General features: G+C 63.1%; 12 protein-coding genes and 1 pseudogene. 8 read left to right on the forward strand and 5 right to left on the reverse strand.

The window, feature by feature from the left end; translation table 11 throughout:
- Nucleotides 1-224: 224 nt before the first annotated feature.
- Nucleotides 225-410 carry a hypothetical protein gene (locus tag PVE73_RS07875; RefSeq protein WP_277366405.1) on the reverse strand — a complete coding sequence of 62 codons (186 nt, stop codon included), beginning with the start codon at nt 408-410 and terminating at the stop codon, nt 225-227.
- Nucleotides 411-556: 146 nt separating this feature from the next.
- On the opposite strand from PVE73_RS07875, the gene PVE73_RS07880 reads away from it, so the two are divergent.
- Complete coding sequence (locus tag PVE73_RS07880) at nt 557-949, forward strand: CBS domain-containing protein (protein ID WP_277366406.1); 393 nt, start codon at nt 557-559, stop codon at nt 947-949.
- A gap of 284 nt (nt 950-1,233) precedes the next feature.
- Here the strand turns inward: PVE73_RS07880 and PVE73_RS07885 are convergent, their stop codons facing one another.
- Nucleotides 1,234-1,428 carry an SDR family NAD(P)-dependent oxidoreductase gene (locus PVE73_RS07885; protein WP_277366407.1) on the reverse strand — a complete coding sequence of 65 codons (195 nt, stop codon included), beginning with the start codon at nt 1,426-1,428 and terminating at the stop codon, nt 1,234-1,236.
- A gap of 207 nt (nt 1,429-1,635) precedes the next feature.
- Between PVE73_RS07885 and PVE73_RS07890 the strand changes: the two genes are divergently transcribed.
- From PVE73_RS07890 to PVE73_RS07910, 5 genes are all read left to right on the forward strand, one after another.
- Nucleotides 1,636-3,009, forward strand: coding sequence for a PAS domain S-box protein (locus tag PVE73_RS07890; protein ID WP_277366408.1), 1,374 nt, complete (start codon nt 1,636-1,638; stop codon nt 3,007-3,009).
- Nucleotides 2,999-3,616, forward strand: a complete 618-nt coding sequence (gene fixJ / locus PVE73_RS07895) for a response regulator FixJ (RefSeq protein ID WP_277366409.1) — start codon at nt 2,999-3,001, stop codon at nt 3,614-3,616. Before PVE73_RS07890 ends, fixJ begins: the two co-directional genes overlap by 11 nt.
- 103 nt (nt 3,617-3,719) lie before the next feature.
- Nucleotides 3,720-4,082, forward strand: coding sequence for a DNA-binding response regulator (locus tag PVE73_RS07900; RefSeq protein WP_277366410.1), 363 nt, complete (start codon nt 3,720-3,722; stop codon nt 4,080-4,082).
- Nucleotides 4,083-4,160: 78 nt separating this feature from the next.
- Nucleotides 4,161-4,835 (forward strand): helix-turn-helix domain-containing protein, encoded by a 675-nt coding sequence (locus tag PVE73_RS07905; protein ID WP_277366411.1) that lies wholly within the window; start codon nt 4,161-4,163, stop codon nt 4,833-4,835.
- 25 nt (nt 4,836-4,860) lie between these two features.
- On the forward strand, nt 4,861-5,094 hold the full coding sequence (locus PVE73_RS07910; RefSeq protein ID WP_277366412.1) for a hypothetical protein: 234 nt from the start codon (nt 4,861-4,863) through the stop codon (nt 5,092-5,094).
- A gap of 328 nt (nt 5,095-5,422) precedes the next feature.
- On the opposite strand, the pseudogene PVE73_RS07915 reads toward PVE73_RS07910, so the two are convergent.
- A pseudogene (locus PVE73_RS07915) lies at nt 5,423-6,135 on the reverse strand (transposase).
- Nucleotides 6,136-6,307: 172 nt separating this feature from the next.
- The gene (locus tag PVE73_RS07920; RefSeq protein ID WP_277366413.1) at nt 6,308-9,052 is read right to left on the reverse strand and encodes an autotransporter outer membrane beta-barrel domain-containing protein; all 2,745 of its coding nucleotides are present in this window, start codon (nt 9,050-9,052) and stop codon (nt 6,308-6,310) included.
- Between the two features lie 547 nt (nt 9,053-9,599).
- Here PVE73_RS07920 and PVE73_RS07925 point away from each other — a divergent pair.
- A complete protein-coding gene (locus PVE73_RS07925; RefSeq protein ID WP_277366414.1) occupies nt 9,600-11,036 on the forward strand; it encodes a caspase family protein in 1,437 nt (478 codons plus the stop codon).
- A 46-nt stretch (nt 11,037-11,082) separates the two neighbouring features.
- On the opposite strand, the gene PVE73_RS07930 is transcribed toward PVE73_RS07925, so the two are convergent.
- On the reverse strand, nt 11,083-11,592 hold the full coding sequence (locus PVE73_RS07930; protein ID WP_277366415.1) for a PAAR domain-containing protein: 510 nt from the start codon (nt 11,590-11,592) through the stop codon (nt 11,083-11,085).
- 283 nt (nt 11,593-11,875) lie between these two features.
- Here PVE73_RS07930 and tssK point away from each other — a divergent pair, with 283 nt between their 5' ends.
- Nucleotides 11,876-13,207 (forward strand): type VI secretion system baseplate subunit TssK, encoded by a 1,332-nt coding sequence (gene tssK, locus PVE73_RS07935; RefSeq protein WP_277366416.1) that lies wholly within the window; start codon nt 11,876-11,878, stop codon nt 13,205-13,207.
- The last annotated feature ends 55 nt before the right edge of the window (nt 13,208-13,262 follow it).

A 13,262-nucleotide genomic window follows, 5' to 3' on the forward strand; every position in this document is an offset into this window, starting at 1 on the left:
ACCGGCCTCGACACGCGCACGGCGCGCATCGCCCAGGTCGGGGCGTGGCGATCGCGCGCGGGGCGGTGTGGCCGGACCAATCCTTCGAAAGCCTTGCTGATCCCGGGGTGCCGGTCCTGCCTGAATCGACACACATCCACGGCATTACCGATGGGATGGTGCGCGAGGCGCCTGCCTTTGCTTCCGTTTGGCGCAGCTTCGAGACGTTCCGTGGCGGGCGACCGCTAATCGGCTATGCCATTGGCTTCGATCTCGCGATCATAAAGAGAGAAGCCGTGCGTGCTGAATCCAGTGGAAGCGGCCGCGGACGTTGTGTGCGAACGCTGAGCCGTATCGTCAATCGCGATCTGCGCGACCACTCGCTCGAGGCGCTCGCCGCGTGGCTCGGCTTCGAGATTATAGGTCGCCATCAGGCGCTCGGCGGTGCGGTGGCCGCTGCGAAAGTGTTCACGGGACTCCTGCCGAGGCTGCAGGCCATGGGCATTCGCACATTTGCCGAGGCGGAGCGCGCCTCGCTCCAGCTCACAAGGGAGCGGGACGAGGAGGCACGGGCCGGATGGGCGTATCCCTTCCTGCGGCCCGCCCGCCTTCCTTCGCCGCGATCGACCCCTCCGCCTACCAGCATCGGGTCGGCGATCTCATGGCCACGCCTCCCATCGTCGTCCGTCATGAGACACCGCTCCGCTCGGCGACCACGCTGATGGCGGAAAGGCGGGTGGGCTCCGTTCTGGTCTCCGGCGCGGGGGAGGCGGGGCTGCCAGCAGGTGAATACGGCATCCTCACGGAACGCGACGTGCTCCGCTTGCTGGCGGCCGATGGCGGGAGCGTTTTTGAGCGCCGCGCGGGCGAACTCGCGAGCAGGCCGCTCGTCAGCATCCGCGCCCAGGCCTTAGCCTATCGCGATCGGCCGCACGAACAGGCTCGGGATTCGCCATCTCGGGGTGCATGACGAGAAAGGCGCGCTCGTAGGCGTCATATCCACGCGTGACCTCCTGCGTCTGCGGGCAAGCGCGGCGATCCAGCTCGGCGACACGATCGACGCCGCAAGGTCCGATGCCGACATGGCCGCCGCCTGGGCGTCCCTTCCCTCCGTTGCATCCGCGCTGGTTGCAGAGAATATCGAGGCGCGGGCGCCGCCGCCGGATTCAGCATCGCTGCGATCTCATACTTCATGCCATAGAAGATGCCATTCAGATTGATATCCCACTATGCGCTCGACCGCCTCGGCGTCGGCTACATCCACGGCAAAGGCGTGCGCCGGCCTCCATTCGCTCGGATTCCTTCCACGATCCTGTTCGCAGACTCCTGCTCCAGGTCGGCGACGACTAGCTCGGCGCCTCCTGTGGCCAGTTCGCGAGCGATTGCGGCCCCTATCCCCGAGGCGGCTCCTGTGACGAGCGCGACCTTGTCCTTGAATTCACCAGTCATCAAGCTCCTGTGTTAGCGAGCCAATTTGGTTGAACAGGCGTGCGGGTCTTTGACCTTCATCAAAGTGAGCGGGCTATTTGCGATCGTCCAGTTTGCAGGACACATCTTGCCGCATTGCGGAATGGTGGCGATTTTCCCGACGCCGCCCTATGGTAATGTCCGGTAATCGAAACGCTTTCATTGGGGCGGCAAGTGATCTTCCAGGGAATGGATCAGACGTGGTTCTTGCTGCTCGTGCCGGTGGCGGTTCTGGGCGCTGCTGTCTGGGGAGGAAGGCCGGCGGGCCTCCTTGTCTTGGCCGCCGGGGTCGCCTTTCTCGCGGTGGGAGCCGCAGGGGTGATGGCGGACTTCGGCGCAGTGCCGGCGCTTTTGTCGTTCTTGTTCTCCGCCGCGTTGGTCTTCGTCGGCTCCGGCTACCGCGACGCCAGGAAATTCGCCCGCGGCGCGCAGGAACAGCTCGATGCGCGTGAAGCCCATCTTCGCTCCATTCTGGATACGGTGCCGGACGCGACGGTGGTCATTGATGTGCAGGGCACGATGATCTCTTTCAACCGCGCTGCCGTTCGCCAGTTCGGCTATTCGGAAGCCGAAGCGGTGGGGCAGAACGTCAAGATCCTGATGCCGGAGCCATATCAGGGCGAACATGACGGCTACATCCACCGCTACCTGACGACCGGCGAGCGGCGGATCATCGGGATCGACCGTGTCGTCGTCGGGCGGCGGAAGGACGGCTCGACCTTCCCCATGAAGCTTGCGGTGGGTGAGATGAAGAGCGGTGGCCAGGTGTTCTTCACCGGCTTCATCCGCGACCTGACGGAAAGGGCCGAGTCGGAGGCGAGACTGGAGGAGATCCAGGCAGAGCTCGCGCGCCTGGCGCGTCTGAACGAACTGGGAGAAATGGCCTCGACCCTGGCGCACGAACTCAACCAGCCGCTTTCGGCCATCGCAAACTATGTGCAGGGGTGTAGCCGGCTTCTGAAGAACATGGATGATGCGCTGGCCTCACGCATGCGCGAGGCGCTGGACGAGACCGCTCGCCAGACGCTGCGCGCCGGGCAGATCATCCGCCACCTGCGCGAGTTCGTCACCAGGGGCGAGACCGAAAAGCAGCCGGAAGACCTCCATAAGCTCGTCGAGGAGGCCGGCGCTCTCGCCCTCGTCGGCTCGCGCGAGTTGGGTGTGCGGACGGTGTTCGACTTCAAGGCCGGCCCGAAGGTGGTTCTGGTCGATCGTGTCCAGATACAGCAGGTGCTGATCAACCTTATGCGCAACGCCATGGAAGCCATGAAGGAGAGCGAAGCCCGCGAGTTGGTGGTACGAATCATGCAGGGCGAGGGCGACGAAGCGGTGGTGGAGGTTTCCGACACGGGGTCAGGCGTGCCGGACGACGTGGTGGCACAGCTATTCCAGCCCTTCGTCACCACCAAGCCCGGCGGGATGGGAATAGGGCTCTCCATATCGAAGCGGATCATCGAGGCCCACGGGGGCGAACTGATCATGCAGCGGAACGAGAAGGGTGGCGCGACCTTCCGCTTCACCCTGCCGGCCCGAAAAGAGCAGGAGCCGGAAAATGAGCGGTGATGTCGTAGTTCATATCGTTGACGACGAGGAGCCTGTCAGGAAATCGCTGGCATTTCTCCTCACCATATCGGGGCATGCGGTGCGCGTGCACGACTCGGCAAGCTCCTTCCTCTCCGTTGCCGGGGAACTGGAGAACGCCTGCCTCGTCACCGATCTGCGCATGCCGGATATGAGCGGCGTCGACCTGCTCAGGCGGCTGCACGATGACGATGCGATGCTGCCCGCCATCGTCATCACGGGGCATGGGGACGTTCCGATGGCAGTAGAGGCGATGAAGGCGGGCGCGCTCGATTTTATCGAGAAGCCATTCGAGGACGAGGTCCTGCTCGAAGCAGTGGCACGCGCCATCGCCGAGCTCAAAAGGAAGCCGCGGGAGCAGGACGACATTTCGGCCATACGCCAGCGACTCGGCCAGCTCAGCGAACGGGAGCGTCAGGTCATGGCGGGGATCGTCGCGGGGCTACCCAACAAAACCATCGCCTACGACCTCAACATCAGCCCGCGAACGGTCGAGGTCCACCGCTCGAATGTCATGGCCAAGATGACCGCCAAGAACCTGCCCGAGCTCGTCCGGATGGTTTTGGCGGCGGGCGACGAGAGCTCCTGAGACGCGCTTGGTGGCTTGATCCAGCGCAAGGCGGTCCGGTCTCCTGTCGGTGCAATGTAGCCGATGGCCTGAGAGGCCGATTTCTGGAAAAGCAGATCAACAATTGTCCACCAATGCGAAAATCCTCGTTGTCGCGCCGGACCCGGCCTTCCGGCGTTCGCTGGCTTTCGTCCTAGAGGCGGAGGGCTGTGGTGTGGAAATCGTGGAGCGGTTGCCTGACCTGGATACATTGTCGGACCGCTATGACTGTCTGGTGATCGACCACCGATCGATACCGGCGGGAGTGCGCAGCGGGATACTCTTGGCGGGCGTGCGCACACCCGTCGTGGTTCTGGCCAGCCATGCGCAGGACTTTGTCGCCAGAGGCTTCGAGCGGGTGGTATTGAAACCGCTCCTCGGCCACAAGTTGGTCGAAGCCGTGCGCGATGCCCTGAGGCGGGAGCCGCGGCCCGCCATGCCTACGTAGTTTCCCTTAGGATATAACCGAATTTCTTCGATCGGTGTTCCGGGGCACTGATGGTCCGACAAGATCGGAGATATCGAGATGCTCTCTCACAACGCCATACAAGCTTCCTCAACTAGAATTCATCCAGACGTTCCCGTCACTCGCCACACCGCGACACAACTGGTACCACCTGCATTTGCGGCCTCGCAGCCGCATCAGGTGATCCTCTACGCGTCCAACGCAGAAATCTATGGTCAGGGCGAGCGAGCCACCGCTCTCTACCAGGTGGAGTTCGGGGCGGTTCGCGTCTACCGCCTACTTTCCGATGGTCGTCGGCAGATCAGTGCCTTCCACGTGGCAGGCGAGGTCTTCGGCTTCGAGGCAGACGGCCACCATCATTTCTTTGCCGAGGCGATCTGCAATTCCGCGATCCGCATCTTTCGCCAACCGCTCGGTGCCGACGTCGCGCGCGGCATCCTTCCGATCGCGCTGAAGGCACTGATCCGCGCGCAGGAGCACCTGCTCGTCATCGGGCGTCAGAATGCCGCCGAGCGCGTCGCAGCCTTCCTGCTTGATCAACTCGAACGTCAGGGCGACCTTCCGCAGGTCGAACTCGCCATGTCGCGCACCGATATCGGCGACTATCTGGGCTTGACAATCGAGACGGTCTCGCGCGTTTTCTCGAAGTTCCGTGAAAAGGGCTATATCCGGCTCCAAGGCGTGCGTACTGTGGAACTTATTAAGCCAGAGGCGCTGCGTACTCTTTGTGTCTGAGTTCCTGCCGAGCGCGGAGTCGAGATTGGTTCTGCAGGAAGATGTGCAAGCAAAAAACGCCGAGTACCGCGTGGTTGCAGCGATGGGTGCGTCGACGAATAAGTTCGTCGCAAGGGAGATCGGCGGCAACGCCTATTCAGGCAGGCATTTCGCGGCGACTGTTTCGACGCAAAACTCTCCGAATCGAAATCAAAGGGCCACGCTCTGGTCTGTACGCGTCTCGCCCCCCTTCGATGGCCCTGCTGGCATGTCCGGTTGAACGCGACCTCCGCGAGGTCATGAGAATTGCTTGACGTCAGAGACCATGCTTGCGCTGCAAAGAGCCCGTTATCGGGGTTGGCCGATAGTCGCCGATATGTCTCGAGGACCGTTGATAATAAGAGGAAATTTCTTCCTTCACGCCTGCAACCATCATGACTTGCTCTGGATGCGAGCAACGATGAAATCCTGCCCCCGCAACCAATCCCGTCAAAGTCTTAGAAAATTCAGCTTGTTGCAGAGATTATGCTTTGAGGTATGGCGATCACAGAAATGTGGGTCAATAAAATCAATAGCTTAGAATTGGGCTCAAATCACCTCGCAACCGATCACATCCGCAGCGTGGCTGCTGACTGGGAACCTTGAAAGGCTGCTCCCTGTAACCAATGATGGATGTTGTTCCCGATCGCGCCGTGTGGCCGTTGCTCATTATAGTCTCTATAGTCTCTGCGCCAAGCCTCCAACTTTTCCGCCGCAACCGCGCATTGAATGCCTCGATGAAGGCGTTGTCGATGGGCTTCCCCGGCCGCGAGAAGTCGAGCGTGACGCCGCGCTGGTAAGCCCACAGGTCCAGGTCGCGGGACGCGCCGGTAGCCGAAGCGCACACGGGTCTGGCTAATCTCCTTGATCCGCTGTTCCAGAGCGGCCTGGCCGGGCCGGCGCGACTTGTACCGGCAGGTCTTCGGGTCGAACCGGATCGCCGCACAGGCGCGGCGGATCGAGATCGCCCATTCGACACGCATCGCGTCCACCAGCGCTCTCTTCCGGCCAGGCCTCAGAGCTTTCGCTTGATGACGTCCTGCAGCATCTCCCGATCGAGCGTCAGGTCCGCCACGATCTTCTTCAGCCGGGCATTCTCCTGCTCAAGCTCGCGCAGCCGCTTCATCTCCGACGGCATCATGCCGGAATACTTCTTCTTCCAGTTGAAGTAGGTCGCCTGGCTGATCCCCGCCTTCCGGCAGATCTCCGCCACCGGCGTCCCGTCCTCGCCCTGCTTGATGATGAACGCCTTCTGCGCGTCCGTGAACTGCGATGCCTTAATCGCTTCCGCTCCCTCTCCCAGCCAGGAAAATGGCGCGGAAAACTCTAACCCCATTCGAGGGCATTTAACGGAAGCTGACCACTCCGCCGCAACCGGCAACCGTGTAGGACGTCGGATTGCTCTTGCCGCCGGGGTGCTTGCGGCAGCCGGCCGCAAGCAGCCCAGTACGCCCTCAGAACGCGACCTTGTAGCCGATCTTTCCCGCGATCGTGGTGCTGTCGCTGGATGCTTTTCCGCGAAATTCGGCGCTCATCGTGGACTTGGGCGAGGTCTTCAGGTTGAGCCCCGCCGAAAGGCTGAGCGAGACATCCGAATCGTCGAAATCGAATTCGCTTCCTTCGAAGCTTCCGGTGTTGCGGTAGCCGAAACGCACCTGCATTTCGCCGCGCGCATAGGGGCTCAGGATCCAGCCGTTCTCCAGCCGGTGCTCGGAATAGATGCCGGGTTCGAACTTCAGCGCGCCGAAGGAGACCCGCGACTTGCCGAAATCATAGCCGGCGCTGTCGGTGAAACCGTCGCCGGTGAAGGTGACGCCGACGATTCCGCCGCGCAGGTCGAAACGAACCCGGTCGGACAAGGGATAGATGCGGCCCAGCGAAGCCGTCATCGCGAAGCCCGTGGTGTCGTAGCTGCCGGCCGAGCCCAGGAGGTCGTTGACGATGTCCGTCTCGCCGATGAAGGTCGTGGCCGAAACGAGCGTATAGGTGAAGCCCTTGCGGAAGAGGCCGTAGAGGCCGAACATCCCGCTCTCGTTCTCGGCGCTTCCGAGGCTCGTGAAGCTCATGAACGGGTCGAGCGACACGTCGGTCGAGGTGTAACCGCCGAAGAAGCCGATGTTCAGGCCGTAGCGGTCCTCGAAGCCGAAATGCTTGGCCGCGTTCCAGTCGAGGCTGATGGTCGCGGAGAAATCGTCGGCGGTGAAGGAGGGGCCGGCGCCGGAAATCCCGCCGCTCGAGACCTCGAACCCGTCGTGGCTTACCCGGGCCCACTGGCCGGAGGCGAAGATGCCGAATGTGGGTGAGACCTGCGCCGCGCGTAGGCTTCCCGGAAGTTCGTAGCTCCACTCGACTGCGTCGTCCATGACGCTGTCGATGGCGTCGAGCGCGGTCATCACCGGCTGCGCGTCGATTGCTGCCTTCACGGCGCCGAGTGGGCTCAGGTCTCCCGGCGTCGCAAGCAGGAACAGGCCTCCGGCCGCACCGGGAACGATCTCGTAGTTGAAGAGGGAGGAGAGCGTGTCCGGCACACCCGTTATGGCGAAGCTTCCCCCGCCGGCGGGCGCCCCGCCCGCCAGGATGGGAATCTGCGTCGTGGCGCCGAAAAAGGGCGTGCCGACCAGGTTCACCTGGATCGTGTTGAGCCCGTTCACGGTGAAGACCCCGCCGACCAAGATCTGGTCGCCCAGGGCGGCGCCTTGATCCACATCGATCCCGAGCAGCGCGTTCTGGAGCGTGAGGTCGCCGACCTGCAGCACGTCGTTCGGGCTGCCGTTGATCATGTTGATCGACGACGAGGTGAGATAGACGTCGGCAAACGGGCTCGTGTGTGAAAGAACCGATACGTCGCTTGCAAACAACGAGAAATCCGGCTCCTCCTCTTCGGGCACGACGTTCTCTTCGAGCGTGACATTGCCCGTCACATAAAGTGTGGAGCCGTCCGAAAGGTCGATCTCGTCGAGAACCTGGGAGCTTGTGAAGCCGAGCGTCGAGTTGCTGACCGAGAGGCTCGAGAAGCCGGAGAAATTCTGGCTGAGGAAGCTGCCGTTCTGTACCTTCGCCAGATCGGTATCGACGATCGATCCTTCGGCCAGCGTACCGCTGAACAGAACGCCGTCGCGCAGGACGAGCGGCGCGGTGCTCTGTTGGTCGTCGATGACCAGCGACTGCAGGCCGGTGATGTCGCCGTCGAGCCTGCCGCCATAGAGGAGGACGCTGTCGGCATCTATGTCCCCCTGGACGTGACCCCCGCTGATCGCCACCTCGTCGAAGCCGAAGCCGCCGGCGATGTCGCCGGCAAGGGTGCCACCGGAGATGTCGATCACGTCGTCACCGCCTTCGCCATCGATCTCCCCGGCGACCGTGCCGCCGGAGATCCTGAAGTTCTCTGTACCGCCGCCGCCGGAGACCCAGCCGGCAACAAGGCCGCCGGTCATCGTGAAGGTATTGGTTCCGCCGAGGAATTCCACGGCCGGCTGTTCGCCCTCGGTCGGGCCGATTTGCCCCGTCCCGCTCAAGGTGACCTGGTTCGTGCCCCCCAGGAAGATAAGCTCTCCCAGTTGCCCGCCCGAAATGTCGACGTTGTCGTTGCCGTCCTCGAACTGGATCTCGCCGAGATAGCCCCCGGTCATCATGAGAGTGTTGTTGTCCGTGCCGGCCCAAATCTTGTCCCGGATATAAGCTGTTCCGGAAATAAGGAACGCATCGGATCCGTCGGGAGACGGGAAGGTCTCGGGCTCGGGCGATATCCCACCGTAGATCGTTCCCCCGCTTGCGACGAAAGTATCGTCGCCGTTGCCCAGGACGATCGTTACGCCGGTATCGGCGGGAACGCCTATCTGGCCGGATCTGATCTCGAACCTGTTGTTGCCGTCTCTCAGTTCGATCAGGTAGAGGTCCGGCTCGTGAAGCGTGTCGGACGTGCCGTCTACGACCGGTTGTCCGGATTCCGAGTTCGCGAACACCTGGCCGCCCGATATGATGACGACGTCATCCCCGTCGCCGTCATACTCGCCGTCGCCGTAGCTGGTGGCGAAACCGGCGGACTCTTCTCCCGGTCCGCAGGTGACCGTGACGGAGGTTGTCTCGCTGCCGACTATGGTCGGAATCGCCGTGCAGTCCTCCTGCGCGAGGACTTTTGTGGTCGGCAACGAGAATGCGAACGCCGCGCACAGTCCGCCGACAACCGCCTTCCACAACATGATATCCCTCTCGCCCCTCCAGCGCCTGCGCAACGCAAGTGCAGGAGCGAGTGTGATTGTTCTTGCCGGGATGATCAAGCGCCCGTTGCTTCACCCCGGCCCTTGAAACCGGGGCGGGCGCGTTCTTCGTCCGGCTTCTAGTCTGCGCTCTTCGGCGATCGGGCGGCCGGCTCAAGAAAGGCGGAAGAAGAGACATTCGCAATAATGCTTTGATATATCGAGATGAATTACGAGTTGGAGAACCTCTACTCCCTCTTCTTCCACAACGGAGAAGAATGCGCTCGACGTTCCTTGTATCCCGTGTTGCAGGAAGGACACTCCTTTCCGCTGTTTTTCGGGGCCACGGGAAAAACGGACGGACTCCCCCCGAAGGCTCAAGTATTCGCATTGAAACGACGCGTTTTTGGATCCGCAGTCTGCCTCCTGCTCTATCCCTCGGCGCCGTTTTGATGTAATCATTTCTTCGGGAACGTCCCGCTGAGAGCGGGCAGCACTTACATGTCTCGGCCGGTCGGATTCGAGATGACCAGGGAGAAGGCGCCGCCGAATGAAACGGTGCAGCTACCTCACGCATCTGCTTTTCGCTTTTTTCGCCTTTGCGGCGGCGCAGGCATGGGCGGCCGCCGAGACCGATCCCGCCGCGACCGAGCGCAAGCGGCTCGCGATCGTGCTCGGCAACTCGACTTATGACAGCGAGCGCTACGAGGACCTGGCGAACGCCGCCAACGACGCGCGGAAACTGTCCGAGAGTCTGACGCGGCTTAATTTCGATGTGCTTACCGGGACGGATCTGAAGGGTGAGGAACTCGAGAACCTCATCGAGGAGGCGGAGGCAAAGCTCGCCGACTACGGCGCCGTCGTCGTCTTCTATGCCGGCCACGGCGTGCAGTTCAAGGGCGAGAACTACCTCCTGCCCGTCGACACGCCCGATCCCGATAGCGTGGAGAGCCTGACTTCGCGCGCCGCCAAGCTCAACGATATCATCACCCGCCTTTCCAGCCGGGACCGGCAGACCTTCATCTTCCTCGACGCCTGCCGCAACAACCCGCTCGGCGAGGGCGCGGGCGACGGTCTGGCTCAGGTGGAGGTGGGCGAGAACACCTTCATCGCCTTCGCCACCCAGCCGGGCAACGTCACGGTGGACGGCGCGGGCGAGAACAGTCCCTTCACGACGGCGCTGCTCAAGAATATCGAGATTCCGGGCTTGAGCATCTCTGACATGATGATCCGCGTGCGCAACGAGACTGAGGCACTGACGGTCGGACGGCAGGTGCCGTGGGACCAGTCCAACCTGCGCGAACAGTTCTATTTCACCGAGCAGCAGGTGCTCGATTCCGCCTCCCTCAGCGCCAGCCTTTCGAAGATACTGTCGAACCCCAGCATGAAGGAGAAGCTCCTGACGCAGCTCGCCTCGAGCGACCTGCAGACCGCCGTGCTCGTCCTCGGCGAGCAGCTTCGTTCGGTGGAGGTGGACACGCCCGGGCAGCAAGCGATCGGAGGGCAGCAGGTGGCGAGCCTGGCGCCTGCGCTGGCGATCGAGGATGCGCAGAAGAGCGTCGTCTCCGGTCTCGAGACCTTGATCGTCGGCAGCACCTCCGGGGACGACGAGGCCAAGCATATCGATCTTGTGAAGAGCGTGCAGACGGAACTGCGCCGCGTCGGCTGCTACCGCATGACGGTCGACGGCGACTGGGGCAAGGGCTCGGTGCGAGCGCTCAAGGACTATTACCGCTTCACCGACCAGGCGGAATCGACGCTGGAGCCCAATGTGGATCTGCTCGGAGAGCTGTTCCTGCGCTCCGGCCGCGTCTGCAAGCAGCCAGTGAAGGTCAAGCCCGCGGTCACCGCCCGCGCCGCACCCGAAAACCAGCCCGCCCGCCGGGCGCGCGGCGGCGGTGGCGGCGGCACGGCCCAGAGGGCGCCCGCGCCGGCCGCACCCCCGCCGGACATCAGCTCCGGTATCGGCATTGGCGGCGTGTTCTGACAAAGAGCGAACGGTCGGCACCCGGCGGCACGCCCAACCCTTTCGCTCACCCGCCGATGACGACCGTGATCTCACCGAGCATGATCTTGTCCGGCGGGCCGAAGGCTTCGAGCACCGTATCGCCCACGCGGCAGGCCGGCAGGCCGTTGACGAGCACCGTCTGCGACCCGTCGATGACGACGCCCGGCCCATGCGGCGGGGGGAGAGGGACTGGAGACATGTGGACGCAGGTGTGGATGTCGGCACCCGCCGACATGCTCATGACCATGGAGCTCATCGCCGCGGCTTCCGCTGCCTTGCCGGTTTCCTCGGCCGCCTTCGCGGCGGGTGCGCCAGGTGTTCCCGCCGCCGCCAGCGTCGCCGCCTGATAGGCGGCCACGCGTGCATCCGACGCGGTCTTTGCCGCCTGCAGCGAGGCGGCGGCCGCCGCCGGGATTCCGCGCCAGGCAGGCAGCTTGCCGATGAATACGGTCGGGCTTCCGGGCCCTGGCGCGAGCTTGCCCGGGGTTATGTGTAGAACCTGATCGGTAAGCCGCGCTGCCGGGCCCTTCGGCATCAGACCGCCCTCGGATGGAACTTTCCGCCATCTTACGGCGCAGGCCGGCGCGAGGCAACGGATGATGGCGCGAGGGGCGATGCTGAATAAGTCGGATCGAACGGGCGCCTGTTCTTGGAGGCGGGCCCGCTTTCCTTCGCTCTCCGGCCGGATCGCAAGGCGCCCGAAATATAGGGATGTGAAGTTCAGGCGGGTTTCATTTGGAAATGCTTGCACTTCAATCCTTCCCGATGGCAAGATGCCGGTGCGAAATGGCGGCTATCGCCGGGGGAGGCCTGCCGGAATGTCTTGGTACAGCAAGGTCGCATGGTCGGAGGGGCTTTTCCTCCGGCAGCATCACCTGCAGCAGAACGACCGCTATTTCGAGCATTTGCTGGAAAGCCGTGTCCGGCAGATCAGCCCCTATCCCTGGGGGTTCGCGCAGATCGAGATCGACCGCGACCTCGCCCAGCAGAACAAGTTCGCGCTCCGGCGGGCGAGTGGCGTGTTCCAGGACGGGACGCCCTTCGATATGCCCGGCACGAACCCGCTGCCCGAGCCGCTGGAGGTCCCGGAAGGCTCCGACAAGCAGATCGTCTGGCTCACCATGCCGGCGGCCACGGTGAACGGTCAGGAGATCGACATGCCGGAGGCCGAAAGCGGCAGCCGCTATGTGCGGGATCTCGAAACGGTGGTAGACTCCGCGTCCACAATGTTCGTGGAGCAGGAGATCGAGGTTGCGCATCCCCGCCTCGCCTTCGAGGTGCGGAAAACGCTGAAGCCTGGCTTCCATTGCCTGAAGCTCGCACGCATCCTGGAAGTCCGCGACAAGACGATCGTCTTCGACGAGACTTTCGCTCCGCCGGTGCTCGTCACCCAGGGGCACCCGGTCGTCGCCGGCTGGGTGGATCGCGTCATCGGCTGGATGGACACCAAGCTCGGCACGCTCGCCCGCTATGCCGCCGATCCGAGTTCGGGCGGGGGCTTGCAGACCTTCGACTACTTCATGCTGCAGATGCTCAACCGCGAGATCAACGTGCTGAAACACATGCGCGGCTCGAAATACGTGCATCCGGTGGAGATGTATCAGGAACTGCTGCGCATCGCGGGTGAGCTCTGGACCTTCTCGCCGAAAAGGCTGGCGCCCGAATACGGCGAATACGATCACGATGCGCTCGACACGCTGTTCGAGCCGGTCCTTTCGGATATCCAGCGTCTGCTCAGCCTCGACGTCGGCCGCGCCGTCCGTCTCAATCTGATCGAGCGCGCGCCCAACGCCTATATCGCCGCGGTCAACGACCGCTCGCTGTTCCGCAACGCCACCTTCATCATCGAGGTGGCGGCAAGGAACCCGCTCACGCAGATCCAGCAGCAATTTCCCGCGCTCTGCAAAGTCGGGCCCAACACGCGCATGAACGAGATCGTGCAGGCGCACCTGCCGGGCATCGAAGTGGTGCACATGCCCACGCCCCCCCGTCAGATCCGCACCGTCTCCGACCACGTCTATTTCTATCTCGACAAGTCCTCGCCGCTCTGGCCCGAGTTCAGCACCGCGAGCGGCATCGGCTTGCATTTCGCGGGCGATTGGCCCGAACTCCAGCTCGACCTCTGGGCGATCATGGAAGAACGGAGATGAACTCGAAGAATGATCCGTTCGGCTCAGGCGGGAAAACCGTCATAAGGCCCAATCC

It is taken from the genome of Chelativorans sp. AA-79 (assembly GCF_029457495.1).
Classification (GTDB): domain Bacteria; phylum Pseudomonadota; class Alphaproteobacteria; order Rhizobiales; family Rhizobiaceae; genus Chelativorans.